The organism is Herbaspirillum sp. CAH-3 (genome assembly GCF_009668275.1).
Classification (GTDB): Bacteria; Pseudomonadota; Gammaproteobacteria; order Burkholderiales; family Burkholderiaceae_D; genus Herbaspirillum; species Herbaspirillum aquaticum.
In genome coordinates this window covers 294,851-321,161 of the sequence record NZ_VSWE01000004.1, presented here as the reverse complement: position 1 = coordinate 321,161, position 26,311 = coordinate 294,851, and the positions used below count along the sequence as shown (strand labels likewise).

Annotated in this window: 25 protein-coding genes; 14 read left to right on the top strand and 11 right to left on the bottom strand. The window is 64.4% G+C overall.

What is annotated here, in order from left to right:
- Positions 1 to 75: 75 nt before the first annotated feature.
- Positions 76 to 264, bottom strand: coding sequence for a hypothetical protein (locus tag FYB76_RS07520; RefSeq protein WP_088756450.1), 189 nt, complete (start codon positions 262 to 264; stop codon positions 76 to 78).
- 356 nt (positions 265 to 620) lie between these two features.
- Here FYB76_RS07520 and FYB76_RS07515 point away from each other — a divergent pair, with 356 nt between their 5' ends.
- On the top strand, positions 621 to 842 hold the full coding sequence (locus tag FYB76_RS07515; protein WP_088756451.1) for a hypothetical protein: 222 nt from the start codon (positions 621 to 623) through the stop codon (positions 840 to 842).
- 77 nt (positions 843 to 919) lie between these two features.
- On the opposite strand, the gene FYB76_RS07510 is transcribed toward FYB76_RS07515, so the two are convergent.
- Complete coding sequence (locus tag FYB76_RS07510) at positions 920 to 1,150, bottom strand: hypothetical protein (RefSeq protein WP_088756452.1); 231 nt, start codon at positions 1,148 to 1,150, stop codon at positions 920 to 922.
- A gap of 372 nt (positions 1,151 to 1,522) precedes the next feature.
- Between FYB76_RS07510 and FYB76_RS07505 the strand changes: the two genes are divergently transcribed.
- Positions 1,523 to 1,729, top strand: coding sequence for a KGG domain-containing protein (locus tag FYB76_RS07505; RefSeq protein WP_088756453.1), 207 nt, complete (start codon positions 1,523 to 1,525; stop codon positions 1,727 to 1,729).
- Between the two features lie 82 nt (positions 1,730 to 1,811).
- Here FYB76_RS07505 and FYB76_RS07500 read toward each other — a convergent pair whose 3' ends face one another.
- The 3 genes from FYB76_RS07500 to FYB76_RS07490 all read right to left on the bottom strand — a co-directional run bounded on the left by FYB76_RS07500 (position 1,812) and on the right by FYB76_RS07490 (position 3,727).
- Positions 1,812 to 2,237: a DUF4399 domain-containing protein gene (locus FYB76_RS07500; RefSeq protein WP_229296906.1), complete on the bottom strand. Its 426-nt coding sequence runs from the start codon at positions 2,235 to 2,237 to the stop codon at positions 1,812 to 1,814.
- A 66-nt stretch (positions 2,238 to 2,303) separates the two neighbouring features.
- Positions 2,304 to 2,882 carry a hypothetical protein gene (locus FYB76_RS07495; RefSeq protein ID WP_154133202.1) on the bottom strand — a complete coding sequence of 193 codons (579 nt, stop codon included), beginning with the start codon at positions 2,880 to 2,882 and terminating at the stop codon, positions 2,304 to 2,306.
- An 11-nt stretch (positions 2,883 to 2,893) separates the two neighbouring features.
- The gene (locus FYB76_RS07490; protein WP_370516320.1) at positions 2,894 to 3,727 is read right to left on the bottom strand and encodes a ZIP family metal transporter; all 834 of its coding nucleotides are present in this window, start codon (positions 3,725 to 3,727) and stop codon (positions 2,894 to 2,896) included.
- A gap of 507 nt (positions 3,728 to 4,234) precedes the next feature.
- Here FYB76_RS07490 and FYB76_RS07485 point away from each other — a divergent pair.
- From FYB76_RS07485 to FYB76_RS07475, 3 genes are all read left to right on the top strand, one after another.
- Complete coding sequence (locus FYB76_RS07485) at positions 4,235 to 5,137, top strand: manganese catalase family protein (RefSeq protein WP_088756455.1); 903 nt, start codon at positions 4,235 to 4,237, stop codon at positions 5,135 to 5,137.
- A 75-nt stretch (positions 5,138 to 5,212) separates the two neighbouring features.
- Complete coding sequence (locus FYB76_RS07480) at positions 5,213 to 5,725, top strand: ferritin-like domain-containing protein (RefSeq protein WP_154133200.1); 513 nt, start codon at positions 5,213 to 5,215, stop codon at positions 5,723 to 5,725.
- Positions 5,726 to 5,792: 67 nt separating this feature from the next.
- Positions 5,793 to 6,182, top strand: a complete 390-nt coding sequence (locus tag FYB76_RS07475) for a hypothetical protein (protein WP_088756457.1) — start codon at positions 5,793 to 5,795, stop codon at positions 6,180 to 6,182.
- Here FYB76_RS07475 and FYB76_RS07470 read toward each other — a convergent pair.
- Positions 6,158 to 8,125, bottom strand: a complete 1,968-nt coding sequence (locus FYB76_RS07470; RefSeq protein ID WP_088756458.1) for a bifunctional diguanylate cyclase/phosphodiesterase — start codon at positions 8,123 to 8,125, stop codon at positions 6,158 to 6,160. The two genes, FYB76_RS07475 and FYB76_RS07470, sit on opposite strands and share 25 nt — an antisense overlap.
- 338 nt (positions 8,126 to 8,463) lie before the next feature.
- Between FYB76_RS07470 and FYB76_RS07465 the strand changes: the two genes are divergently transcribed.
- Positions 8,464 to 10,986 carry an ATP-binding protein gene (locus FYB76_RS07465; protein WP_154133199.1) on the top strand — a complete coding sequence of 841 codons (2,523 nt, stop codon included), beginning with the start codon at positions 8,464 to 8,466 and terminating at the stop codon, positions 10,984 to 10,986.
- 60 nt (positions 10,987 to 11,046) lie between these two features.
- On the opposite strand, the gene FYB76_RS07460 is transcribed toward FYB76_RS07465, so the two are convergent.
- Positions 11,047 to 11,904 carry an IclR family transcriptional regulator gene (locus FYB76_RS07460; RefSeq protein ID WP_154133198.1) on the bottom strand — a complete coding sequence of 286 codons (858 nt, stop codon included), beginning with the start codon at positions 11,902 to 11,904 and terminating at the stop codon, positions 11,047 to 11,049.
- Positions 11,901 to 12,683: an IclR family transcriptional regulator gene (locus FYB76_RS07455; protein WP_154133197.1), complete on the bottom strand. Its 783-nt coding sequence runs from the start codon at positions 12,681 to 12,683 to the stop codon at positions 11,901 to 11,903. Before FYB76_RS07455 ends, FYB76_RS07460 begins: the two co-directional genes overlap by 4 nt.
- Before the next feature lie 343 nt (positions 12,684 to 13,026).
- On the opposite strand from FYB76_RS07455, the gene FYB76_RS07450 reads away from it, so the two are divergent.
- From FYB76_RS07450 to FYB76_RS07435, 4 genes are all read left to right on the top strand, one after another.
- Positions 13,027 to 13,986 (top strand): MBL fold metallo-hydrolase, encoded by a 960-nt coding sequence (locus tag FYB76_RS07450; protein ID WP_088756462.1) that lies wholly within the window; start codon positions 13,027 to 13,029, stop codon positions 13,984 to 13,986.
- A gap of 38 nt (positions 13,987 to 14,024) precedes the next feature.
- Complete coding sequence (locus tag FYB76_RS07445) at positions 14,025 to 15,770, top strand: FAD-dependent oxidoreductase (RefSeq protein WP_154133196.1); 1,746 nt, start codon at positions 14,025 to 14,027, stop codon at positions 15,768 to 15,770.
- Between the two features lie 41 nt (positions 15,771 to 15,811).
- Complete coding sequence (locus FYB76_RS07440; protein WP_088756464.1) at positions 15,812 to 16,030, top strand: DUF2783 domain-containing protein; 219 nt, start codon at positions 15,812 to 15,814, stop codon at positions 16,028 to 16,030.
- 77 nt (positions 16,031 to 16,107) lie between these two features.
- On the top strand, positions 16,108 to 17,454 hold the full coding sequence (locus FYB76_RS07435; protein WP_154133195.1) for an MFS transporter: 1,347 nt from the start codon (positions 16,108 to 16,110) through the stop codon (positions 17,452 to 17,454).
- A gap of 128 nt (positions 17,455 to 17,582) precedes the next feature.
- Here FYB76_RS07435 and FYB76_RS07430 read toward each other — a convergent pair whose 3' ends face one another.
- Positions 17,583 to 17,840: a PbsX family transcriptional regulator gene (locus FYB76_RS07430; protein WP_154133194.1), complete on the bottom strand. Its 258-nt coding sequence runs from the start codon at positions 17,838 to 17,840 to the stop codon at positions 17,583 to 17,585.
- A 298-nt stretch (positions 17,841 to 18,138) separates the two neighbouring features.
- On the opposite strand from FYB76_RS07430, the gene FYB76_RS07425 reads away from it, so the two are divergent.
- Together FYB76_RS07425 and FYB76_RS07420 are read left to right on the top strand one after the other, a co-directional pair.
- Positions 18,139 to 19,884, top strand: a complete 1,746-nt coding sequence (locus FYB76_RS07425) for an ABC transporter permease subunit (RefSeq protein ID WP_154133226.1) — start codon at positions 18,139 to 18,141, stop codon at positions 19,882 to 19,884.
- A gap of 14 nt (positions 19,885 to 19,898) precedes the next feature.
- Positions 19,899 to 21,242, top strand: coding sequence for a nitrate/sulfonate/bicarbonate ABC transporter ATP-binding protein (locus FYB76_RS07420; protein WP_154133193.1), 1,344 nt, complete (start codon positions 19,899 to 19,901; stop codon positions 21,240 to 21,242).
- Positions 21,243 to 21,297: 55 nt separating this feature from the next.
- On the opposite strand, the gene FYB76_RS07415 is transcribed toward FYB76_RS07420, so the two are convergent.
- Entirely contained in the window at positions 21,298 to 22,944 is a 1,647-nt protein-coding gene (locus tag FYB76_RS07415) for a methyl-accepting chemotaxis protein (RefSeq protein WP_154133192.1), read from the bottom strand.
- Between the two features lie 327 nt (positions 22,945 to 23,271).
- Positions 23,272 to 24,726: an MFS transporter gene (locus FYB76_RS07410; protein WP_154133191.1), complete on the bottom strand. Its 1,455-nt coding sequence runs from the start codon at positions 24,724 to 24,726 to the stop codon at positions 23,272 to 23,274.
- Positions 24,727 to 24,855: 129 nt separating this feature from the next.
- Here FYB76_RS07410 and FYB76_RS07405 point away from each other — a divergent pair, with 129 nt between their 5' ends.
- The gene (locus FYB76_RS07405; protein ID WP_154133190.1) at positions 24,856 to 25,812 is read left to right on the top strand and encodes a LysR family transcriptional regulator; all 957 of its coding nucleotides are present in this window, start codon (positions 24,856 to 24,858) and stop codon (positions 25,810 to 25,812) included.
- Between the two features lie 22 nt (positions 25,813 to 25,834).
- Positions 25,835 to 26,227 (top strand): VOC family protein, encoded by a 393-nt coding sequence (locus FYB76_RS07400; protein WP_154133189.1) that lies wholly within the window; start codon positions 25,835 to 25,837, stop codon positions 26,225 to 26,227.
- Positions 26,228 to 26,311: the final 84 nt, after the last annotated feature.

Genomic DNA, 26,311 nt, shown 5'->3' with positions numbered 1-26,311 from the left:
TTGAATGGGCTGGTCTGGCGTCAATGAACATCGGCGGCAAGCCTGGCAAAACGAGTCGAAGACTCGGTGGCAGACTCAGCGCGGCGCGCGGGCATCATCCTGGACGATGTCGAATTCGGGCTTGGCGATTTCCTTGTTGGCGTTGTCGGTGCTGGTTTCGCGCGCTTCCACGTGGTCGCTGCGGGCCGCGCGGTTGGTGGCGTCGCCACTGGACTGTGCGGGACCGGGATTGGCGCGGGTGGGCAGTTTGGATTCGATGGCCATGTGGTTCTCCTTGGGAAAGCTGAGGGGAAAAAGGGAAAAGGCGAAAAGGGAAAAGGTCCTGAGCTTCCACACTAACGAGAGCGAGGACAGTCCACCATCAGCGGCCCCCGCCTGCCTTTGTGGGGCGAGGCTGTCGGACGCGTCAGCGCCGCTTGATGAGCGCGCGCAGCGGATGGGGCGAAGCAGGAATGACTGCGCTCCCTGCCCCGTGTCAGCCGCCCGGAGCCAGCATTGGCGGTGCTGGCCGACATACACGGCCTGCGTGTCGCAGTAGCATCGACCAGCACATGCAGCACTGCGCCTGCCGGCTTGCATGACGGCGCGCCATCCATTCATCCAAGGACAAGGAGAGCATCATGACCGACGCCCTGAACAAGCACACCCATCCCCCCGACACTTCCGGCCCGCAAGACCTGCAAACCGAGGGTAACGCGCGCAGCGGCACCAATGAGCGCGACATGCTCGACCGCGGCAAGCAATACGCGCCGGGCGACAGCGACAAGCCTGGCTCCCGCAACAAACCGGAAGGCGACAATTATTCGGAGCAGGATATGCGGGAGAACAGTCCGCAACTGTAAGGGCAAGGCCCCTGCCGGGGCACCTCCGATTGATCGCCCCGGCAGATCAATGCACTTCAGATGATCAAGCGCACAGATCAATCTTCACGGTCGAATTCGGCCAGTACCATTTCCACCTGCAGGCACTGCAGTTTCAATTCCTTGATGGCACGGCGATAGCGGCGAAAGTCGCGGCGCTCGGGCAAGCCTTCCCCTCCCTTGCTGACCCGCACCACGTCATGCACGATGTTCTGCAGGATGGTGGCTGCCTGCTCGTGCGAGGCCTTGAGCCGGTTTACTCCCTCGATCAGCGCTTGTTTCTTCTTCATGGTGGTATCCAGGTTTTACCGGCATCGCAGGCCGTGAGCATGCGATGCCCAGAACAAGCCATGGAGTCCCGCAGGCCGTGTTGGTTCCTGAAGGGGTGCATCGATTCATCTGCACAGTAGATGGCACGGTTCCGATTGATCTGATCGACTGATGAAAACGATGAGCTGCCACGCTTCACCCGGTGTGGAAGAGCTCATGGCAGAGCAGCAACTCTTCTTCAATGATGCTGGCAAGACTGACAGTCCCCGCCGCCCCCTCATCGGGAAACACGCCGATATCACGACCGCCGGCACCTGCCTAAGATGAAGACTCGTAGGGAAGACAAAGCCCTGCGGATTTTTCCACCCCCTCATGACTCAAGGAGATACATCATGGCAAACCAGAACCAAGGCTCGACCAGCAACCGCGGCTTCGCTTCGATGGATGAAAACAAGCAGCGCGAAATCGCCAGCCAGGGCGGCAAGGCCGCCCACGAAAAGGGCAGCGCGCACGAGTTCAGCTCGGAAGAAGCACGTGAAGCCGGCCGCAAGGGCGGCCAGAACAGCCACGGCGGCGGCAACCAGGGCAACAACCGCTAAGGGCGTTGGCTTGCCGAAGGCAGAGGGCCCCCCGGGGCCCTTTTTGCTGCCTGCTGTGTACTATCGGCGCCCCGTGGGAGGATCATTTCACGATGATGTTGATACCGTGCGCCATCATGTGTCCGTAGGAACGATGCTCGCCATCGGCAAACTGGTCCGTGAGCTTGAATTTGCCCGGTGGCAGCGTGACCATGACTTCGGTCTGGCCCTTGTCGAGGTGGAGATGGGTGTCATCGTCGGGAATGACTTCCCCCTTGCCCACGGCACCGTGATTGATGAGCAGGTGGTGATGACCGGTTCCTTCCACCACCTTGCCCGCCGGGCGGGTTGTCATGGCATGCGCGGCCAGGCGCACGCGGAAGGGGCTGGTCACGGTCTGCCCGGTCTTGGGCTCGAGGATGCTCACCGTGGGCGCATCGGCGTGGGCCGGCAGCGCATGCATGGACAGCACCACCAGGGCACTGCACGCAGCACGCAACAGGGCAGGACGGGAAAGCGGATTGAACATGTGGACTCCTGTAGTGAAGAAAAAATAAGGGTTGTTTCGGGCCGGCACGGACCGGATGGCTACGCTTCAGATCGACAGCGGGCTGCGTCCCTGCTGCGACAATCCCGCATGCAGCTTGGCCAGCAGGCTGCGCAGCTGGGTCCGGTACTCCAGCACCACGCTGCGCTCGCAATAAGGGCTCCATGCCGGGTCGAGCGCGAGCTCGGCGGGGTCCGATGCGCTATCGGGTAGCGCGGCGCGCCGTGAGGGTGTCACGCCCGGCGGCGCCAGCCGCACCTGGGTGGCATGGCCAAGACTCTCGCGCAATTCCAGCAGGGTCAGCGCGACCGTGCGGTACTTGTAGGGCGCTTCCAGTGTCACGCCGCAGGCAGCGCACACCAGGCGCAGCTTGGCTTTCACATCCTTGTCCCTGTGCGGCTGCCGGCCTTCGTTCCAGGCAGCGCCCAACAGCAGGGGACCGGCGTGGTTGAGATAGGCTTCCAGACAGAACGAGAGCAGCATCAGCACCGACAGGAACACCCAGCGCGAGCCGGACTGCCCTTCCCCGGCCTTCCTGATGAGCAGCTCAGCCCCGCGCCACAGTTCCACGTAAGTCAGCGCCGATGGCGCGATGGCCGGATCCTCGTCAGGGGCGGGAGTGGTCATGATCGCTTCCCTCATGACAGTGCGGTATCCATCACCATCATGAGCACGAAGCCGATGATGAGGCAGCAGGTCGCCGCCAGCGCATCGCGACGGCGATGCGGGTCCGGGATCACTTCATGGGCCAGCACGAAGAGCATGGCCCCGGCCGCGCCACCCAGGGCCCACGGCAACATCGCCGCCGACAGCGACACCAGCGCCGCACCGCCCACCGCAGCCAGCGGCTCCACCAATCCCGACAGGATGCCGCAGCCGATGGCATCAGCTCGTGAGTAGCCGATGCCACGCAGGGCGGTGGCCACGATCATGCCTTCGGGGATGTCCTGCAAGGCGATACCGAAGGTGAGCACGGAAGCCTGCTCTGGCGCCACGCCACCATAGGCCACGCCGACCGCCAATCCTTCAGGCAAGTTGTGCAACCCGACCGTCAGCACGAACAGCCACACGCGGCGCAGCGCCGCCTGGCGCGCCAGTTCGTCATGGCCCTGCCCGGCACGCTGCAGCACCAGCACCAGCAGCGCACCGCACAGTACGCTGGCCCCGGTGATGAGGCTGGCCATCTGCTTGGTGCTGCCGCCTTGCTCCAGGCTCTCCAGGGCCGGCAGGATGAGCGAAAAGACGGAGGCGGCCAGCATCACCCCTGCACCGAAACCGGTGCAGCAATCGGCCATGCGGGGCGAGAAACGGCGCGAGAAAAACAGCGGCAGCGTCCCCGCCGCAGTGGCTGCAGCGGCGGCCATGCCGCCCACGTAGGCGCGCCAGATACGCTCATCGTGGGCGCTCCACCAGCCGATGGCAGCGGCCAGCAGGACCACGCCGAGGGCGACCATGGGCCAGCTCAGCCGCATGGCATCGGGGGCCGCCGTCGATGTGGACGCGGCCCCGGCAGGAGTGGCCGTGGCGCCGGCTGGCTGCCGCGGCGTCAGCGTGAGCGTGGTCACGGAGGGCTCGACTTTCTTGAGCATGTTGTCCTTGCGTGAGCGGAAATGGAAATCGAAAAGGAGGCGACCGCAATCAAGCTTGCGCGGCGGCATTGAGCCTGCAGCGCGCACGTCCAACCTGCACGGTCATGCAAGTCTCCGAGTCTAGCGGGGAGTCCGCCTGCGCTCCATCGGACTAACACTGATTGTCGGACCTGTGGTCGTCCGACGGCGGCTGCTGCCGCGCTAAGGATCTCCGACACGTTTCATCGTTACCGATCACCGCATGTTTTCCGCTCATGCCGATGGTATGGCTGAGCACTCGCCTCCTAGCATGAAGTCTCTGCTGGACAAATGGCTCGCTCGCCACACGGTGACGCATTCACGTCCAGCTTTCTCCCCGTTCAATCCCTCGACCTCGACAAGGAGTCCGACATGTTCGCTCACAACAAACGCCTGCAATACACGGTACGCGTCGCCGGCCCCAATCCCGGGCTGGCCAATCTGATGCTGGAACAATTCGGCGGCCCGCAAGGCGAACTGGCCGCTGCCTGCCGCTACTTCACCCAGGCCATCGCCGAAGATGATCCCGGCCGCAAGGACATGCTCTTCGACATCGCCACCGAAGAACTGAGCCACCTGGAAGTGATCGGCAACATCGTGGTCATGCTCAACAAGGGCGCCAAGGGCAAGCTGGCCGAAGGCGTGGAAGAAGAAGGCATCCTCTACAAGGAAATCACCGGTGCCGGCAACGACAGCCATATCACCCAGGTCCTCTATGGGGCCGGCGCACCGCTGGTCAATTCAGCCGGCGTACCCTGGAGCGCTGCCTACATCGACACCATCGGCGAGCCCACTGCCGACCTGCGCTCCAACATCGCCGCCGAGGCGCGCGCCAAGATCGTCTATGAACGCCTGATCAACCTCACCGACGATCCGGGTGTGAAAGAAGCGCTGGGCTTCCTGATGACGCGCGAGATTGCCCACCAGAAGTCGTTTGAAAAAGCGCTCTATTCGATCCGCCCAAACTTCCCGCCGGGAAAAATGCCTGGCGATCCGCGCTTCTCCAAGGTCTACGTCAATCTCTCGCAAGGTCTGGGCGAACAGACTGGTCCATGGAATGACGGCAAGCAGTGGGAGCGCCTGGATGGCGCCGATGCTTTGACCCCGGTCGATGGCGGCGACGGCCAGGCCACCGTGGAACTCGGTGCCGAGGAGCAGGCCATGCTGGACCAGATGGCGGCCCGCACCGCCTCGGCCCAGGACGGTGAACCGCTGACCGGCGCCGAGATTGGCTCGGCCGATCCGGAGATGAACCTCAAAGCCAAGAAGCCCTGAGCCCCGCTCCTGCAGAGGTGTGCGCGTTGCACAGGCAACGCGCCACCTGCCCCGGAACCCGACAAGGAGAACGCGATGACTACCGACGTCAACGAAAACCTGCTGGCCTGGCTCAAGGATGCCCACGCCATGGAACAGCAGGCTGAACACATGCTCAAGGCCCAGGCCAGCCGCATCGATCACTATCCCGAACTGAAAGCGCGGCTGGAGTCGCACCTGCAGGAAACCCTCGGCCAGCAGGAACTGGTGGAGGGATGCATCAAGCGGCTCAACGGCAGCGCCTCCCTCTTCAAGGACATGGCGGGGCGCATGACCGCCTTCGCCCAAGCGGCAGGCGGCATGACCCAGCACGATGAGATCGTCAAGGGGGCCATTGCAGGCTATGTGTTCGAGAATCTTGAAATCGCCTGCTACACCTCACTCATCGCGGCGGCGCGCGAAGCGGGTGACAGCGAGACCGAGCGCATCTGCCAGGCGATCCTGGAACAGGAAAAAGCCATGAGCAGCTGGATGCTCAACCACCTCCCCACGGTTACCCGTGACTTCCTGGTGCGCTCGGCCACACCGGGCCAAAAGGCCAAGGTGTAGCGCGTTGGCCGGACGCGCTGCGACCGCTCCGGCTTCGCATCCGCAACAGCAGCCCAAGGAGAATCCGATGACGACGCAGGAACCGACCGTGGCCGCCTTTCCCTTCCCTACGCTGGCCAGCGCACAACGCGCCTATGACGCCTTGCGCGAACGGGGCCTCACCCGGGAGCAGATGGAATTGCGGGTGATGGATGATGAGGCCGGGCCGTCCAGCGGCAACTTCATCCTTGAATACAAGGAAACTGATGTGCATTTCGACAGCAGCTGGATGGACATGCTGGGCAGCCGCGACGATCCCAACGTGGGAGCAGGCAGGCAGGAAGTTTTCTGGTCTTGCGAAGCGCTGCTGCTGGTGAGCACACGCGATCCGCACATCCTCAACGCCTTGCAGGAAGTCTATCGCGCCAGCGGCATGGACTTCGATGCGGCGCGTCAGCGCAAGGACGGCTCGCGCTGAAGGGAACCGGCTTGCCGGGCCTCCATCCACGCCTGCACCTGCCCGGCTGCCAGCGGCACCGAGAACAGGTAGCCCTGCCCGTACAGCGCGCCAAGCTCGCGCAGGCTCTGCAGGTGCGCCGGCGTTTCCACCCCTTCCACCACACAGGCCAGCTGCATGTCATGCGTGAGCGCGAGCAAGGATTTGACGATCTTGTGGCTCACCGCATTGTGCTCGATGTCGGCCACGAAGCTCTTGTCGATCTTGATGCGTGTGAGCGGCAGTGCGTGCAAGTGACTCAGGCTGGCATAGCCGGTGCCGAAATCATCGAGCGTGATGCCGCAGCCCAGCTGGCGCAGGGTACTCACCAATTGGCTGGATTTTTCCAGGTCCTGCAGCACCGCCGTTTCAGTGATCTCCAGGTCGAGCCGCGAAGGACACATCCCCGAGTGGGTAATCACCTGCACGATCTGCGCCATCCCTTCGCTGGTATTGATGTCATTGGCCGACAGGTTGAACGACAGGCGGATGTCGGGCGGCCAGGTTGCAGCAGCCTGCAGCGCCTTCTTCAGCAGGATCACGCTCAACTGGTTGATGATGCCCATGCGCTCGGCCGCCGGGATGAACTCCATGGGGGCCACCGTCCCCTTGACGGCACTGTGCCAGCGCGCCAGGGCTTCGAAGGCGATCGGCTGGCAATCCTCCAGGCGCACGATGGGCTGGAAGAACACCGACAGTTCGCGATCGAAGTCGGCCAGGCGCAAGGCTTGTTCGATATTGGCATTGCGCTGGATCTGGGCCTTGTCCTTTTCGGAAAAAAGCGTCACGGTCCCGCGCCGCTCGCGCTTGCCCTGGTACAGCGCATAGTCGGCGTGCTCATAGAGCGAACTGGCGTCCACGGCCATGTCGGGAAAAGTGGCCACGCCCACCGAAGCGGCAATCTGTACCGTCGCCTTGTAGAGCACGAAGGGCCGGCGCAAGGCATCGCAGATGCGGCCGCCGAATTGCTGCAGGGCCTCATCGCTGAGGTCGGCATCGATGATGATGGAAAACTCGTCGCCGCCCAGGCGCGCCAGGTGGAAATGATCGTCCTGGCAGACGGCGGTGAGGCGTTGGCCCACTTCCACCAGCAGCTGGTCACCATGGGTATGACCATAGAGGTCATTGACGGCTTTGAACCCGTCGAGGTCGAGGATGGCAACCGCAAAACGCTGGCCGCTCGCGGTAGCCCGGGTACAGATCTCGTTGAGCTGGGCGAAGAACTTGCGCCGGTTGGGAATCTGCGTGAGCGAATCGAGGTTGGCCAGGCGCAGGTTCTCGTTGCCCAGCAAGGTCGTCTTGACCTGGGCATCGATGAGCCGGACGAAATCGCTGTAATGGCTGTTGACGATGGCCAGCATGCCGATGGTCACCAGCACCACGTTCAGTGCCGCTGCCACGAAGGTCGGAATATGGGTGGAGAGGAAGAAGACCGTGAAGATGCCATTGACGATCAACGCCACCGACAAGGCCGCCGAGCGCAGGTACATCAAACAGAAGATGCAGCAGATGACGGTGATGCCCATGTAGAAAGCGACATGGGCCTGGGCATAACTGTCGCCGTAGGGAAACAGCATCACCGACCACAGCGAGAAACTGAGCGCAATGGGCGCCGCCAGGAAACTGGTGCGCTTGAGCGCATTGGCGGCCATGCCAGGGGTGGGATCGACGAGGCGGCCGCGCCACCAGAAGGTCAGGCGCGTCACGCACAGCACCGTGAGCATCGCCGGGAAATACAGGCTGAGCCAATAAGGTGCCAGCGGGTAATAGGTCTGTGCCAGTGCCCAGCTGTTGATCAGCAGGATCAGGTACATCATCGGCATCTTGCCGGAGAACGCACGGTACTGCGCGATGAGCAGCTCGGGCTGATCATAGTCCACGCGCCAGTAACGGCGCACCATGCTCATCAATGAGGAAGCAGACATCCTGTGCTCTGTGCCTTTTCTACTTTTTCGCCGCAGCCAGGGAGCCATGAGGGCCGGCATCACCCTATGCAAGCATTTGTTGTGACGGCTTCGATTATAGGCGCGTGCGGGGCTTCCCAAACTCAGGAAAAGCCTGATGTATCCCCGCTTTCCGGGCGATCAGGTGCTCAACCGCAAGCAGCCGGAACGCAACGTTCAGCCTGGCTTGCCGCATCGGGCAGGAAAGGATGAGCTCTGGCAACATCTGCCTGCGCAAACACCCAAATTGCGTCCTTGTCCTACAGCTTCCTCACAAAGGCTCATCTACAATCAGGCGACATCAGAAATCAAGGTCCGCCATGTCCGAGTTTTCCCGTCGTGCTGATCTCTCGCCGCCCACCGCCGGATCAGCCGTTCCCGCAGTCCCTGTGGCCGCGTATTTCGCCGTCGATGCCCGCTGGCAACTGGTCTACCTGGATGATGCCGCTACGAGCGTGCTGGGCCGGCGCCAGGATGGGACGCACACGCTCCCGGGCGCAATGCTGTGGGAGGCTTTTCCTGGCCTGGCCGGCAGCTTGCTGGAGGCGCAACTGCGCGCCACCCTGGCCGACGGCCAATGCCGACAGTGCGTTTATTCACCGCCAGGCCTGGCGATTTCCTTTGAAGTGATCTGCAGCCCGCAAGCGCAGGGCGTCTCGGCCAGCCTACGCGAGTGCTTGCCTGCCTGTGCGCCGGACCCGGAGCCTCCCTCGGAGCGCACGCTGCACGAACAGCGACGGCGATTCTATGAAACCTTCCTTTCCACGACACCTGACCTGGCCTATGCCTGGGACCTGAATCACCGCTTCACCTACGCCAACCGCGTGCTGCTGCAGATGTGGGGCAAGACCTGGGAGGAAGCCATCGGCAAGAATTGCCTGGAACTGGGCTACGAGCCCTGGCATGCCGAGATGCACAGCCGCGAAATCGAACAGGTGCGTGCCACCAAGCGCCCGGTGCGTGGCGATGTCCCTTTCAACGGCACCTTCGGCCGACGCATCTATGACTACATCATCTTCCCCGTCCTCGGCCCGGATGGCGAAGTCGAGGCCGTGGCCGGCACCACCCGCGACGTCACCGAGCGCAAGAACAGCGAGGCACGCCAGCATGCCCTGTTCCGCCTGGCCGAAGCGATCCGCGCAGCCGGTTCGCTGACCGACGTGGCCCGCGCAGCTGCCCACGTCATCGGCGATGCCCTCACCGCGCGCTGGGTCAGCTACAAGACACTGGGACCGCAGCTGCAGGTACAGGAACTGGGCCAGTGGAGTTTCCATCCTGATGAGAACGGTGCGGCCGCACTGGCCTTGCACGATGAGCGGCGCCTGTCACAAACCCTGCGCAGCGGTAGCGTGGTCCTGGTCGGCCATATCGATCACGACGCCCGCGCAGCCAGCGTGAAAGAGCAGCACCGTGCCTGCGGCGTGGCTTCCTATATGGACGTACCGCTCATCGAGGGCGGCGAACTGGTCGGCGTCGTGCACGTCAGCAGCAACGTGCCCCGCACGTGGACCGACAATGAACTGGCCATCGTGCGCGATGTGAGCGAGCAGGCGCGCGCGGCCTTTGAACGCATCCGCAACCAGCAGGCGCTGGCCGCCAGCGAGGCGCGCCTGCGCGAGATCAACGAGTCGCTGGAAGCCGAGGTCAGCGCACGCACCAAAGAGCTGATGGCCACGGAAGAAGCGCTGCGCCATTCGCAGAAGATCGAAGCCATCGGCCAGCTCACCGGCGGCCTGGCGCATGACTTCAACAACCTGCTGGGCGGCATCACCGGCAGCCTGGACCTGATGCGGGTGCGGCTGGTGCAGGGACGCGGCGACGAACTGTTCCGCTACATCGACCTGGCTGCGCGCAGCGCGCAGCGTGCGGCCTCCCTCACGCAACGGCTGCTGGCCTTCGCGCGCCGGCAGACGCTGGCACCGAGCCCCACCAACGTCAACGTCTTGATCAGCGGCATGGAAGAACTGATCCGCCGTACCATCGGCCCGGCCATCACGCTGGAAGTGGTGACCGCAGTAGCGCTGTGGCCGACCTTCGTCGATGGCCCGCAACTGGAAAGCGCCCTGCTGAACCTGTGCATCAATGCGCGCGACGCCATGCCCGATGGCGGCCGCCTGACCATCGAAACCGCCAACAAATGGCTGGACGACAAATGGGCGCAGGAACGCGATCTCCCGGCCGGGGAGTATGTCTGTATCTCGGTGACCGATAACGGAACCGGCATGCCACCCGATGTTTTGGCACGGGCCTTCGATCCCTTCTTCACCACCAAGCCCATCGGCGAAGGCACCGGTTTGGGCCTGTCCATGGTGTATGGCTTTGCGCGCCAGTCGGGCGGCCAGGTGAGGCTCTATTCGGAAGTGGGCCGGGGCAGCACGGTGTCGCTCTACCTGCCGCGCCACCTGCAGGAGGCACGAGCGGAGGAAATTGAACCGGCCAGTGCGCCAGGGGCCGCCGGCAGGGGCGAAGTGGTGCTGGTGGTAGACGACGAAGCGCCGATTCGCCTGCTGGTGGCCGAAGTCCTCACCGAGGCCGGCTATACGGCCCTGCAGGCCGAGGATGGGCCGACTGCGCTGCGCCTGCTGCATTCGGCCGCGCGCATCGACCTGCTCATCACCGATGTGGGATTGCCGGGCGGACTCAATGGCCGCCAGGTGGCCGATGCAGCGCGCGCTGCGCGATCGGAACTGCAGGTGCTCTTCATCACCGGCTATGCGGAAAACGCCGCCTTCGGCAACGGCCACCTGCCGGCGGGCATGCAGTTGCTGACCAAGCCGTTCAAGATGGATGGCCTAATGCAACGGGTCCAGGCCATCCTGGAGAGCCGCACTACGGCAAGCTGAATATCCTGCAAACGATATAAACGATATAAGCGATATAAGCGATATAAACGAGTTGAGCGCTCACCCGCGCATGGCCGCCATGGCCGGCTCGACTGCGCCAAGCCGCCACGACACCGATTGCGCAGCTGCCCGCAGCAGCAGTGCCGCATCTCCCTCCAGGGCAGTATCGAAACTGCCGCTGCTGCCCATGATGGCCATCACCAGCGCCAGCTGTCCCGCGTGATTGAACACCGGTGCGGCCAAGGTGTGGATACCCGGTACAGGTCGGCCCAAGGCCTGGTCCATCGCCTGCTCGCGGATCTGGCGCAGTCGTTCGGCGTAGTCGTGGCGCAGGCTGCCATCGGCATGGGCGACGCTGTCGGGCTGCGCGCCTTCCATGCGGATCGCATCCATGGCCAGGGCCCCGGCCAGCATGTCCGGCGGCAAATGCGCCGCGCAGACACGGCCGATGGCGGTATGCACCATCGATAGCACAGTCCCGATGCGCAGGCTCACATGCTGCGGCCGGGAGGATTCCTCCAGCCGCACCACGGTCGGCCCCAGCGGACCGACCACGGCCAGCGCCACCGACAGGCCGGTCGCCTGCGCCAGGGTCGCCACTTCGGCCTCGGCCTCGCGCAGCGGCGAGAGCCGTTGCAAGGCGGCCAGGCCCAGGTCGAGACTGAGTGCACCGGGGAAGAAATTGCCCTGGGCGTCACGCGAGAGCAAACCGATCTTCTGCAGGCTCACCAGGTGCGGGAAGGCCTTGGCCGCCGGCATGCCGGCCAGTCGCGCCAGGTCGCCCAGCGGGAGTGGCCGGCCGGCCTCCAGCAAGGCTTCCAGCAATGCGCCCGTGCTGTCGAGCGACTGGATGCCGCGCTGGCTGCGCGTGCCGTCCTGGTCGTCTTCGGGCATGGGCAAGGGGGTGGAAGTCTTCATGCGGCCTCCTCTTCGGTGTCGGGCAGGGTGGCCGCGATGGCCTCGATGCAGCCGCGCAACTGGCGCGCGACCGTGCCGCGCCAGCCGGCATCGATCACGCCGCTGCTGCCGATGACGGTGACCAGCAATAGCAACTGCTGCTGCGCATCGAGCAGGGGCATGCACAGGCTGGTCACACCCGGACTGGGCAAGTCGACCGCCCGCTCCATGCCGCGCTTGCGGATGGCATCGAGTTCTTCGTGGAAATGCCTGAGCTGGCTTTTGGCGACTCCCGGATGCTGCACCTCCCACACACCCTGCCAGGCAGCGAAAGGGACATAGGCGCAATAGGCGCGCCCGGTGGCGGTATCGGACAAGGCCATCACGGTGCCCACGTGCAAGTTCACATGCAGCGGCTTGCCGGCATGGGCATAGTGCACGATGGTCGGTCCGGCCGGCGTGGGCAAGCTGATCGCCACGCTCAGGCCCGTATCCTGGCTCAGCTGCTGCACCTGCGGCAGGGCCAGGCGGTAGGCGGGCTCCTGGGCCAGGCGCGCCATGCCCAGGCGCAAGGCCAGCGGGCCGGGCTCGTAGTGGCCATCGCCGGGGGTACGCTTGATCAGGCCCAGCCGCAGCAGGCTCACCAGGTAGGTGTGGGCTTGCGCCGAGGACAATTCGGCCGCGGCCGCCAGCGCCACCAGCGGCAAGGGCTGGCGCGCCAGGGCCAGGGCCTGCAACAGGCGGCCGGCCACTTCCACACTCTGGATGCCACGTTGTGTCTTTGCGGGAGATGCGCTCATCCGGGAATTCCAAGATTGATGATTTGGGCTGCTGACTATGCACAGCAGCAGTGCCGCATGCGCATGCGGCATGCGGCGTCACACCCGGATTCTAATCGAACTGGCTTGCAGCGCAGCAAGAACTGGCCTTGGTGCAGAAAACGTCAATTAATCTCTGACAAGCATCTTTGCCATTGACTAATCAAAAGACGCTCACTAAGATGCCATCAACCTGCTCACGGCAGGTATCAACAACAAGATTTGACCCGCATTGATCCATGACGGGTTGGACGGAGACCTCCCCCGATGGCGCAAGCCATGTCCAGCCGCGTCCCCACCCAAACTGTTACTGAACGAGGCAGACATGGCCAAGGCTTTTGCATCCCAGGCGGATCTCGACGCCAAGAAGATCACCTTTGAACGCATCTCGGAAAACGCCTACGCGTACACCGCCGAGGGCGATCCCAATTCCGGCGTCATCATCGGCGACGACAGCGTGATGGTCATCGATACCACCGCCACCCCGGCCATGGCGCAGGACCTCATCGCGCGCATCCGCAGCGTCACCGACCTGCCCATCAAGTACGTGGTGCTGACCCACTATCACGCGGTGCGCGTGCTGGGCGCGTCGGCTTATTTCAAGGAGGGCGGCGAGCAGGTCATCGCCAGCCGCGGCACCTACGAGATGATCGTCGAGCGCGGCGAGGCTGACATGAAGTCCGAGATCGAACGCTTCCCGCGTCTGTTTGCCGGGGTGGAGACGGTGCCCGGCCTGACCTGGCCGACCCTGGTGTTCGAGAAGGAAATGACGCTGTTCATGGGCAAGCTGGAAGTGAAGATCGCCCATCTCGGCGCCGGCCACACCAAGGGCGATACGGTGGTGTGGCTACCCGGCCAGAAGGTCCTGTTCTCGGGCGACCTGGTGGAATACGACGCCGCCTGCTACTGCGGCGATGCCCAGCTCGAACCCTGGCCGGCCACCCTCGACGCCCTGGCCGCCCTGCAGCCCGAAGCCCTGGTACCGGGTCGCGGACCGGCGTTGCGCGGACGTGCGCAAGTCGAGCAAGGCATCGCCTACACCAAGGATTTCGTGTCCACCCTGCTGCGTGCCGGACGCGAAGCGGTCGCCGCCAGGATGGGCCTGAAGGAAGCCATGGCCCATACCCGGCAGTTGATGGATCCCAAGTTCGGCCAGGTCTTCATCTACGAGCACTGCCTGCCCTTCGACGTCACGCGCGCCTACGACGAAGCCTCCGGCATCGCCCATCCGCGCATCTGGACCGCCGAGCGCGACAAGGAAATGTGGGCCGCATTGCAAGCCTGATCCCAACAACCCCATAGAGGATAGCGAGGAGACAACCCATGAACGAAAACCCAGCCATCGATTACCAGCAGCAGCGCTTCTCCTTCCAGCCCTGCCTGGAACAAACCCGCAGCGACGCTGCTCCCGTGCATCCGGTGGTCGTCATCGGCGCCGGGCCGGTCGGCCTGGTCAGCGCCATCGACCTGGCGCGACAAGGCATCCCCGTCGTGGTGGTGGACGACGACGACATGCTTTCCGTCGGATCGCGCGCGATCTGCTTTGCCAAGCGCACACTGGACATCCTTGACCGCATCGGCTGCGGCCAGCGCATGGTGGACAAAGGGGTGGGATGGAATCGCGGCAAAGTCTTCCTGCGCGACCAGGCCATCTACGAATTCGACCTGCTGCCGGAAGCCGGCCATGCCCGTCCTGCCTTCATCAACCTGCAGCAGTACTACCTGGAAGGCTACCTGCTGGAAGAAGCCAGCCAGTACCCGCAGATCGAACTGCGCTGGAAGAGCAAGGTCAGCGGCATCACCCACCAGGGCGATCATGAAGCGCTGACGGTCGACACCCCCGCTGGCAGCTATACCCTCAAGGCGCGCTACGTGGTGGCCGCCGACGGCTCGCGCAGTCCCCTGCGCAAGATGATGGGACTGGAGAGCGTGGGCCACACCTTCCGCGATCGCTTCCTCATCGCCGACGTCAAGATGGAAGCCCCCTTCCCGGCCGAACGCTGGTTCTGGTTCGATCCGCCCTTCCATCCCAACCAGTCGGTGCTGCTGCATCGCCAGCCTGACGATGTGTGGCGCATCGATTTCCAGCTCGGCTGGGATGCCGACCCGGTGCTGGAGAAGACGCCCGAACGCGTGATCCCGCGCGTGCAGGCGCTGCTGGGCAAGGATGTGAAATTCTCGCTGGAGTGGGTCAGCGTCTACACCTTCTCCTGCGTGCGCATGGATCGCTTCCGCCATGGCCGCGTGCTGTTCGTGGGCGATGCCGCGCATTGCGTTTCGCCCTTCGGTGCGCGCGGCGCCAACAGTGGCGTGCAGGATGCGGAGAACCTGGCCTGGAAGCTGGCCTACGTTCTGCAGGGCAAGGCACCGGAAAGCCTGCTGGACAGCTACGCCAGCGAGCGCGAAGTTGCCGCCGACGAAAACCTGCTCAACTCCACCCGCGCCACCGACTTCATCACTCCCAAGAGTGCGGTGAGCAAATGCTTCCGCGATGCCGTACTGGCCCTGGCGCGCGAACATGACTTTGCACGCCGCCTGGTCAACAGCGGCCGCCTGTCCCTGCCGGCCACGCTGCATGGCTCGCCCCTGAACACTCCCGCCAGTGCGCCCTTCAGCGGGGCCATGCAGGCGGGTGCGCCCTGCACCGATGCGCCGGTGCTGACCAGTACCGGTCCGGGTTGGCTGCTGCCCCAGCTGGGCGACCAGTTCGTGGCCATGATGTTCGCCGCGCCCGCCGAACTGTCCGAGGCACAGCGACAAGCCCTGCAATCACTGTGCGAAGGCAGCGTACCGCTGCGCCTGCTCTTCGTCAGCAGCGCCGACGCCACGGCCGAGGATCGCGCCGCGCTTTCGGCTTTGGGGCAGGACGCGCGCCAGGTGCAGGACATCGACGGCCTGGCTGCGCAACGCTACGACGCGCAGCCGCAGACCTGCTACCTGATCCGTCCCGACCAGCACATCTGCGCCGCCTGGCGCAAGGTCGACGCCGCGGCACTGGCCGAGGCCCTGCTGCGGGCGACCGGGCACCGCCAGGGTGCACTGGCCGCGCCGGTACTGGATGCGGCCTGACAAGCCTCGCGCTGAACAAACCCGATATCAAGGAGACTCCCGTGAACCTGAACACCGCACCCAACCTGGACCGTCCGGACGATTTCTATGAAGCCCTGATCGACATGCATCGCGGCCTGGACGACGCCGCCAGCCAGGAAGTCAATGCGCGCCTGATCCTGCTGCTGTGCAATCACATCGGCGGGCATGCGCTGTTGATCGAGGCCATGCAGCGCGCGCGCGCAACCGTCGCGCCAGCCGCCCTTGCCGAAGCGGCCTGAGCCAGGCCCCCTTCACCCACATCCACATCCACGTCAACAAGAGCGCCACCCGAGGCGCCTACACAACGGAGACATTCATGATGACCCCATCCCAGGGCGCCGGCACGCTGGCTGCCCCTTCCTCACCCGATCTCAGTGTGGCGGCCGAAGACGCCATCTATCGCAAGGTCTGGCTGCGCATCATTCCCTTTCTTTTCATCTGCTACGTGGTCTCCTTCCTGGACCGCATCAACATCGGCTTCGCCCAGTTGCAGATGAAGCAGGACCTTGGCTTCAGCGATGCCATGTATGGCCTCGGCGCGGCCGTCTTCTACGTCGGCTACGTGCTCTGCGAGGTACCCAGCAACATGCTGCTGGCACGCTTTGGCGCGCGACGCACCTTCTCGCGCATCATGGTGCTGTGGGGCCTGGCCTCGGTGGGGATGATGGCGGTGAGCGATGCCACGCACTTCTACGTGCTGCGCTTCCTGCTGGGCGTCTTCGAGGCGGGCTTCTTCCCCGGCATCGTGCTCTATCTCAGCTACTGGTTCCCGGCGCGGCGCCGCGCGGCGGTGATGGCGATCTTCTTTGCCGGGGTAGCGGTGGCCGGGGTGCTGGGCGGGCTGGTCTCGGGCTGGATCATGCGCGACATGGCGGGGCTCATGGGCCTCTACGGCTGGCAATGGATGTTCGCCATCGAAGGGGCACCGGCGGTGGTGCTTGGCTTGCTGGTGATCTTCCTGCTGGCCGACGGACCGGCGCAGGCCAGCTGGCTTACGCCCCAGGAGCGCAGTTTCCTGCTGAACCGCCAGAGCCAGGAAGCGCTGCGCACCCATCACGTGAGCGCGCACTCGCTGGCGGCACTCAAGCAGGCGCTGTCGCATCGGCCGACCTACCTGTTCGCCTTCATCTACTTTGCGCTCACCTGCGGTTCGCTCACCCTGAACTTCTGGATGCCGCTGATGATCCGCGACTTCGGCATCAAGGATGTGGTGCAGGTCTCGCTCTACACGGTCATTCCCAACGCCATCGGCGCCATCGGCCTGATCCTCATTGCGCGCCGCTCGGATCGCCGCAACGAGCGCCACGGGCACTTCCTGGTCTGCACCACCGGCGGCGCGCTGGCGCTGGCGGCGCTGACCTTGCATCCGTCCAGCCTGGCGGTGTCGCTGGGCTTGCTGTCGATCGCGGCGGTGCTGATCTTTGCGGCCCTGCCGATTTTCTGGTCGCTGCCGCCGGGCCTGCTGCCGGCCCAGACCATCGCGCCGGGCATCGCCTTCATCTCCAGCGTGGGCATCACCAGCGGCATCGTCAGCCCCTGGCTGATCGGGCTGGTCAAGACACGCATGGGCAATATCGATATTGCGCTGTATATCCTGGCGGGCTTGCTGTTGCTGAGCGGGTTGACGATGTGGACGATGATTCCACGGAAGGGACCGCAGTAAGGGAAGCGCCCCCAACTGAAAGGATCTTTCAATCGGATGTGAGAAGCCGCCCTGTGAAAACAGGGCGGCTTTTTGCTGGGGACACCGCGACACGATTCGGATCGAAATCGATAGCACCATTCTAAAATTCAACCAAACTCTCGCCCAATTGGGAAAAGCTGAGACCAAGCCTTGGTATCGGTCGATTCAGGTACACCCGGATCGCATTGAAGAACCAATTCGGCCAGCGCATATCTGGGCCGTCGGCGCAGCGGCCGCAATATCATCCCTTGAGAAGAGCGCTCTATGCGCAGATGATCGCCCGGTTTGAGACCGAGCCTTTCGAATTGACCGGTATGAAGACGAATAGTCGCCCCATCCTGGTCCCACACCACTTTCAACTCCATTTCAACTCTCCAAGTCGATGAACGTCAGCCTTTCTCCTCTCTGACGCGTTGAGCCACAACATCCCTTCCGGGGAAGAACCAAATTTCGGCCCCGACAAGCTGGTCAAGAAACTGTCAGAATTTCTTGCTACAGTTGCGCCGCCGGTCTCGGGGGCCGCCTGTTGCACGGAATCAGACCGTTGAGCGATCGGATTGATCGCACACGACCGATCCATGCGCACCTGAACGCCTTGCCCAGCCATCATCGCCAACACCGCCATTACCGCCAAACCCGCCATCCAGCCTCACCGCCATGACAATGAAGACCACCTCGCCGCAACTGACGGCCTATGAAGAAGTCAAGCCTGGCTTCGGCTGGATCGATGCGCTGGTGCTGGCAGTGCTGTTCGGCCTGCTGTGGAGCGCCCTGCACTTCGGTAAAGGCATGCTGGTGCACTTCGATCCGTCCGACCAGCTGGAGGTGGACAGCTCGCCCGCCATGATCCCCTATTACGCCGGCCGCACGCTGCTGCGCATGTGGATCGCCTTCGCTTTCTCGCTCTTCTTCGCCATCGGCACCGGCTACCTGGCCGCCAAGAGCCGCCGCGCGCGCGCCCTGATCCTGCCGGCGCTGGACATCCTGCAATCGGTGCCGGTGCTGGGTTTCCTCTCGGCCACCGTGGCCGGCTTCATGGCGCTGTTCCCGGGGAGCTTGATGGGCGTGGAATGCGCGGCCATCTTCGCCATCTTCACCGGCCAGGTGTGGAACATGGCATTCGGCTTCTACCACTCCATGGTCACCATCCCGACCGACATGCAGGAAGCCGCCACCACCTATCGCCTGACCGCCTGGCAGCGCTTCCGTACCGTGGAACTGCCGGCCTCGGCGCACAGCCTGATCTGGAACTCGATGATGTCCTTCGGCGGCGGCTGGTTCTTCGTGGCGCAAAGCGAAGCCATCAGCGTCATGAACAAGGACCTGAAGCTGCCTGGCCTCGGTTCCTACATGGCGCAAGCCATCGACCAGGGCGACCATACTGCGGCACTGTGGGCGGTGATTGCCATGCTGGCGCTGATCCTGGTGAGCGACCAGCTGGTCTGGCGGCCGCTCTTGGCCTGGGCCGACAAGTTCAAGATCGAACTGACCGAATCGAGCTCGCCGCCGACCTCCTGGGTGTATGACCTGCTGCGTGGTTCCTACGTCTTCACCTGGCTCGATGAAAAACTGTGGCTGCCGCTGGGCGACTGGCTGGCGCGCCAGCGGCCCGCCACGTCAGCCGCACCGACCCCGGCCCGCATCACCCGTGAACGCTGGACCAAGCGCGTCATCACCGGCCTGATCTGCGGCCTGCTGATCTTCGAAGCCCTGCGCGGGCTGGTAGCGGCCATCGATGCCTTGCACGGCGCCATGAGCTGGAGCCTGTTCGGCCACATCGTCTGGCTGGGTTTCCTGACCATGCTGCGGGTGCTGGCCATGACCGTGATTGCCACGCTGATCTGGACCCCGGTGGGCGTGTGGATCGGCTCCAAGCCGCACATTGCCCGTTTCGCCCAGCCGCTGGCGCAGATCGGTGCGTCCTTCCCGGTCAACATGACCTTCCCGCTGGTGGTGGGCTGGTTCGTGGCCGCCAACGTGAGCATGAACTGGGGCAGCATCCTGTTGATCGCCATGGGCACGCAGTGGTACATCCTCTTCAACGTCATCGCCGGTGCCATGGCCATTCCCAATGACTTGAAGGAAGCCGCCCGCATGTATGGCCTGTCGCGCTGGAATTTATGGAAGACGCTGATCCTGCCGGCCATCTTCCCGTTCTGGGTGACCGGCGCATGTACCGCAGCCGGTGGCGCATGGAATGCCTCCATCGTGGCCGAGCTGGCCAGCTGGGGCGATGTCTCGCTCAAGGCCGATGGCCTGGGTGCCTATATTTCGGCAGTCACCAAGTCCGGTGACACGCCGCTCATCATCGCCAGCATCGGCGTGATGTCGATGTTCGTCGTGTTGATGAACAAGTTTGTCTGGCGTCGCCTGTATGCCTTCGCCGAACGCCGTTTCCGCCTCGATTGATCTTGAGCCACGCCATGACCATGAATTCTCCGCAACAACGTCCCGCCGTCGCTGAACTGTGCGCTGTCAGCAAATCCTACAACACCGCCGGCGGCCACGAGCTCAAGGTATTGGACAACATCGACCTGGCCGTCCACGAAGGCGAACTGCTGGCCCTCCTGGGCCAGTCGGGCTCGGGCAAGTCGACCATCCTGCGCTGCCTGACCGGCCTGGTCGAACCCAGCTCGGGCCACACCATGGCCGCCGGCAAGCCACTCTATGGCGTCAATCGCGATGCCTCGGTGGTGTTCCAGACCTTCGCGCTCTACCCGTGGCTGACGGTGGAACAGAACGTGGCCGTGGGCCTGATGTCGCACAACCCGACCCGCGAGGAACGCGATGCCGCAGTAGACCGCGCCATCGAACTGATCGGCCTGGGCAACTACCACAGCGCCTATCCGCGTGAGCTCTCCGGTGGCATGCGCCAGCGCGTGGGCATTGCGCGTGCGCTGGTCTCCAAGCCCAAGCTCCTGTGCCTGGACGAAGCCTTCAGCGCCCTGGACGTACTGACCGCAGAGAACCTGCGCCAGGAACTGATCAGCCTGTGGCGTGCCCCCGACAGCGGCCTGACCTCGATCTTCATGGTCACCCACAACATCGAGGAAGCGGTGGAAATGGCCACCCGCATCGTCGTGGTGTTCCCGCGCCCGGGCCGCCTGGGCCTGGTGCTGGACAACCCCCTGCCCTATCCGCGCGACTCCAAGAGCCCGGAATTCCAGCGCCTGGTCAACATCATCCACGAAGCCATCACCACGCTCTCGCTGCCCGACCTGCCGCCGGAAGCGCACGTGCCGGGCGAGCCGATCTCGCGCGGACGCAAGCGCATGGAATCCATCCCGCTGATCCCGGTGGGCCAGATCCTGGGCCTGATGAGCCTGCTGCACGACGAACCGGAACTGAACAACATCTACGATATTTCGGACGAGATCGGCAAGGAATTCGGCGAGACCATCGCCACCGTGAAAGCCGCCGAGATCCTGGAGCTGGTGGATACGCCCAAGCAGGAGGTCTACCTGACCGACCTGGGCCGCCGCTTCGTGGCCGCCGACCGCCAGGGCCAGCGCGCCATCTTCGCCGAGCAGGTCTACAAGCTGCGCATCTTCCACATCATCCTGGCGGTGCTGGGCGAGGCCGAAGAAATCGAGGCCGAGCGCGTGTTGAAGGACATCGGCAGCGCCCTGCCCTACGACAATCCCGAAAAGACCTTCGAGACCATGATCGCCTGGGGCCGCTATGCCGGTCTCATGGACTACAACGCCAAGACCGGCATGGTCTTCGTGCCCAAGGACGAAGACGAGGACGACGGCGCCCAGGGCTGATGCACGCAGGGCCGGCCCCACGCCGGCCCGCCGTGCTTGCCTGGCAGTGCCAGTCTCAGTGCAGGGCCGCCAGCGGCGCGCCCGGCAAGCCCGGTGCAGCAGGGGTGGCATGGCCACTGCCGGGCGTGACCGAGGCATCCTGGCGGATCTTGAAGATCGATACCACCTTCAGCAAGCCCATCGCTTGCTGTGACAGCGACTGCGCTGCCGCACTGGCTTCTTCCACCAGCGCCGCATTCTGCTGGGTCACCTGATCCATCTGCACGATGGCGGTGTTGATCTGTTCGATGCCACTGCCTTGCTCCTGGGTAGCGGTAGCGATTTCGTTCATGATCTCGCCAAAGCGCTGCACCGAGGCCACGATGCCATTCATCTGCTGGCCGGCGCTGGCCACCAGTTGCGAGCCTGCGCCCACATGCGCCATCGATTCGCCGATGAGGTCCTTGATTTCCTTGGACGCCACCGCACTGCGCTGCGCCAGCGAGCGCACTTCCGAGGCCACCACCGCAAAGCCGCGTCCCTGCTCGCCGGCGCGGGCGGCTTCCACTGCTGCGTTGAGGGCGAGGATATTGGTCTGGAAGGCGATGCCTTCGATCACGCCGATGATGTCGGCCATCTTGCCCGAGCTGGCCGAGATCTTGTCCATGGTCGAGACCACGCGATCAAAGGCCTCGCTGCCACTGGCGGCGGTCTGCGCTGCGCCACCTGACAGGCGCAGCGCCTCGGCGGCGTGGCTGGTGTTCTGGCGCACGGTGGTGGTCAGTTCTTCCATGCTGGCGGCGGTTTCTTCCAGCGAGGCGGCTTGTTCTTCGGTGCGTTGCGAGAGGTCGAAATTGCCCTGTGCGATCTGGCCACTGGCCACCGAAATGGTCTCGGCCGCCGACTTGATGCCGTGCGCGATCACGTTCAATTGATAACGCATCTGCTCGATGGAAGCCATCAGGCTGTTGCCATCGCCATCCCGCAGTCGCACGGTGGCGGTGAGATCGCCGGCGGCGATCTCGCGGGCGATGGCTTGCGCTTCCGACGGCTCGGCACCAAGCTGGCGCAGGATGCTGCGCGCAATCATGGCCGAGGCGGCCACGCCGATGAGCAACGCCAAGGCCACGGCACTGAGCATGATGGTGCGCAGCCATGCATAGGTGCTGCGCGCGCTGCTCGCGGCTTCTTCGTTGAGTTGATCTTCAAAGTCGGCCAGTTCGGTGAGCGATTTGATCCAGGCCTGCTGCCTGGGACGCACTTCGGTGATGAGCACTTTCACCGCATCGGCTGGCTTGTTGTCCAGCCCCAGTTGCAGCGCCTTGGCCATCAACGGCACGGTGGCCGCTTCATCGGCCTTGATCTGCGCCAGCAACTGCTTTTCGCGCTCGGTCGTGGCCGCTTCGGTATTGAACATCTTGTCCAGCGTGACCAGTGCATCCGCATAGATCTTCTCCTGGCGCGCCAGCGTCTGCGATTCCACCCGCATGCCTTCCTGATCGTCCAGCAGGGCGATGTTGCGAATGGCGATGGCGCGCTGGCTCAAGGCGTTGCGCAAGGCGCTGACCAGCTTGGTTTCGGCATTGTTGATGGCGGTGATGTCGGTGAGCGCGTCATTGATGCGCGCCATGCCCGCCATGCCCAGTACGGAAATGCCCAACAGAAACACGAGAATCAGGCCGAAGCCCAACGCCAGCCTGGTCACGACTTTCAGCTTGCCCATGGTATTGCCCCCTTTTGCGGTATCCCCCGGCCGACGGAAGGTGAGGCCGGGGAGAGTTTGACGGAGCTTGCCCGGGAAGGACTGCGGGACCTGAACGCTTGAGTGGGGCGAGGAGGGTGAAGCGGGACGCTGTTGTGATTGTGGTTCGCCCTGGTGCAGTCAGTACGCCGGCAAGCAAGAGCAGTCTATGCTCCCGCCTGCCGGGACAAAGCGAGAATCAGCGAGGATTTACCGGCTCACTAAAAAGTTACCAATTTGGGTACATTTCAGTCAATGATGAGCTCGGCGGGTGTTGACGTTTTCTGCACCATGGCCCGCCAAGGCAGATCAGGCGGGCGATTGCGCCTTGCGCCGCAAGCGGCTGGCGCTGACTGCGGTGGCCAGTGCCGTGGCCAGGACCGCCACCCACAGTGCGAGACGAATCGCATCGCCATCCTGCGCCGCACTCATCTTGAGCTCCCCTTGCGCCACCGCACCGGCGGTGTAGATCGCCAGGATCGTCCCCAGCAAGGCGGCGCCCAGGCACTGGCCGAAGGTGCGCATGATGGCCAGCACGCCCGAGGCATTGCCGCTGCGTTCGCGGGCGACATTGGAAAGCATTTCGCGGTTGTTGGGGCTCTGGAAGAAACCGAAGCCCATGCCGCATACCAGTGCGCGCCAGCCAATGTCCCAGGCCTGGGCGTGATCAGGCAGCAAGGCCAGCAAGCCCAGCCCGACCGTAAAGAGCGCCAGGCCCAGGCTAGACAGCAACGCCGGTGAATGACGGTCGGCCAGCTTGCCTGCATGCGGCGCCACCAGCACGATGCCCAGCGGCCAGGGTGTGAACAGTGCGGCCGACTCAAACGCGGTATATCCATAGCCGTTCTGGAACAGGAAGGGCAAGGCCACGAAAGCGATGCCCTGCCCCACGAAGGACGCCAGCGAGGTCAGTGCGGCCAGCGAGAAACGTGCATTGGCAAAGATGTCCAGCGGCAACAGCGGCTCCGGTACACGGCGCTGGCCGCGCACGAAGGCGGCACCGGCCAGCAGCGCCACCAGGGCGTAGGCTGCCGCCTCCAGCATGGCGTGGGTCCCCTGGCCCGGTTCGGCGAAGCGTGCACAGGTATCGGCCGCCATGATGATGGCGCCCATGGCCAGCGCCGACCACAGCGCACCGGCCACGTCGAAGGGCGCCTGCACCGGCTTGCGTGTTTCCGGAATGGCGCTCCACGACAGCAGCACGGCGACGATGCCCAGCGGTACGTTGATGAGGAAGATCCACTCCCAGCCCAGCGCTGCCAGCAAGGTGCCGCCCAGTACCGGACCGACGGCCGTGCTGGCAGCCACCAGCACGGCATTCAAGCCGAGGATGCGGCCCAGCAGGCGGTTGGGAAAGACGGTGCGATGGATGGCCGGCGCAATGCTCAGCATGGCCGCGCCACCCAGCCCTTGCAGCACGCGCATGGCAATGAGCAGATCTACTGAGTGCGACAGTGCGCAACCCAGCGAAGCCAGCGTGAAGACCGCCAGCCCGGCCGTGAACTGGGTGCGAAAGCCCAGCCTTGAGGACAGCGCCGCAAACGCGGCCAGCGTCATCGCCGTAGCCAGCAGGTAGGCGTTGGCTACCCACACGGAAGCAGCGGCCGAGGTCTGCAGCGCCAGGCTGATCTGTGGCAGCGCGACGTTGATGATGGTGCCGTCGAACACCGCCATGGTGGTGGCCGTCATGACAGCCAGCATGGCGCGGCGCCGCTGCACGCCCGGCAGGCCTTCGTCGCCGGGCAGATCGGAAAAGAGTGACATGGAATTCGCCAGGGAAGATCGGATCAGGCCTTCACTATAGCCAGCCGCGAGACAAGGCGGAAGACGCATGGCTTGCATTGGATCATTGCATGGGACGCCATGTCATCGGTCGCATGCTAGGATGCCGCCATGCCCGATACCGACCTCAATCTCCTGATCGCCCTGGATGCCCTCATCGCCGAAGCCAGCGTGGCCGGGGCTGCGCGCCGCCTGGGCCTGAGCGCCTCGGCCATGAGCCGTACCCTCACGCGCTTGCGCCAGGCCACCGGCGACCAGTTGCTGGTGCGCGCCGGGCGGCAGATGGTGCTCACCCCCTGCGCGGAAGCCCTGCAGGAGCGCGTGCGCAACGTGGTACATGAGGCCCGCTCCGTGTTGCGACCTTCGGTACCGGAACTGGATGTGGCGCGGCTGGCGCGCGACTTCACCATCCGCGCCAACGAGGGCTTCATCGAAGCCTGCGGTGCCGCGCTCATCAGTGCCGTCACCAGCGAGGCCCCGCTGGTGCGCTTGCGCTTCGCGCCCAAGGTGGAGCGCAGTCCTCTGCCCTTGCGCGAAGGCAGTGCCGATATCGAGATCGGCGTGGCCAGCGAGATGGGACCGGAAGTGCGCCTGCAGACCCTGTTCCGGGACCGCTTCGTGGGCGCGGTCCGGGTCGGCCATCCGCTGGCGGCCCTGCGGCGCGTGAGTGCCGAGCGCTATTGCGCCTACGAACACGTGAGCGCGTCCCCGCGCGGCGACCGCGCCAGTCCGCTCGATGCCGCACTGGCCGAGCGCGGCCTGGTGCGCAAGGTGGTGGCGGTGGTGCCGAGCTTTCCCGGTGCGCTGGCCGTCGTGCGCACCTCCGACCTGGTGGCCATGGTGCCGCGCTCCTTCCTGACCACGGCCGGCGCGCCGCGCAAGGATGGCAGTGCTTCCGGCATCCATCTGTTCGAATTGCCGGTCGCGACCGATCCCATCATCGTCTCGTTGATGTGGCATCCGCGTGTGGAGCTGGACCCGGCCCACCGCTGGCTGCGCGACAAGGTGCGCGCGGTCTGTGCCGGACTGGCGCAGCACGGTCCGGGTGCCAAAGGCCGCCCTGGCTGAACCCTTTTCCTGAAAGCACTCCATGCAACTGCAAGGCATCCATCATGTGGCCATCATCTGTTCCGACTACGCCGTTTCCAAGGCCTTCTATGTGGACCTGCTGGGCCTGCGCGTGATCGCCGAGCATTACCGTGAAGCGCGCGACTCGTGGAAGCTGGACCTGGGCCTGCCCGATGGCACCCAGGTCGAGCTGTTCTCCTTCCCGTCTCCGCCGGCCCGTCCCTCGCGTCCCGAGGCCTGCGGCCTGCGGCACCTGTCATTTGCGGTGGCCGACGTCGCGGCCTGCAAGGCTGAGCTGGAGGCCAAGGGGGTGGCCGTGGAAGAGATCCGCGTGGATGAATACACGGGTCAGCGCTTCAGCTTCTTCGCCGACCCGGATGGGCTCCCGCTGGAACTGTATGAAGTGATGCGCTGACCCCGCCCGTCCGCAAGCCGCGCCCCCCGTGCGCTTGCGGGGCATGGTGCAGAAAACGTCAAGGCGCCATGCGCACAGGCCAAG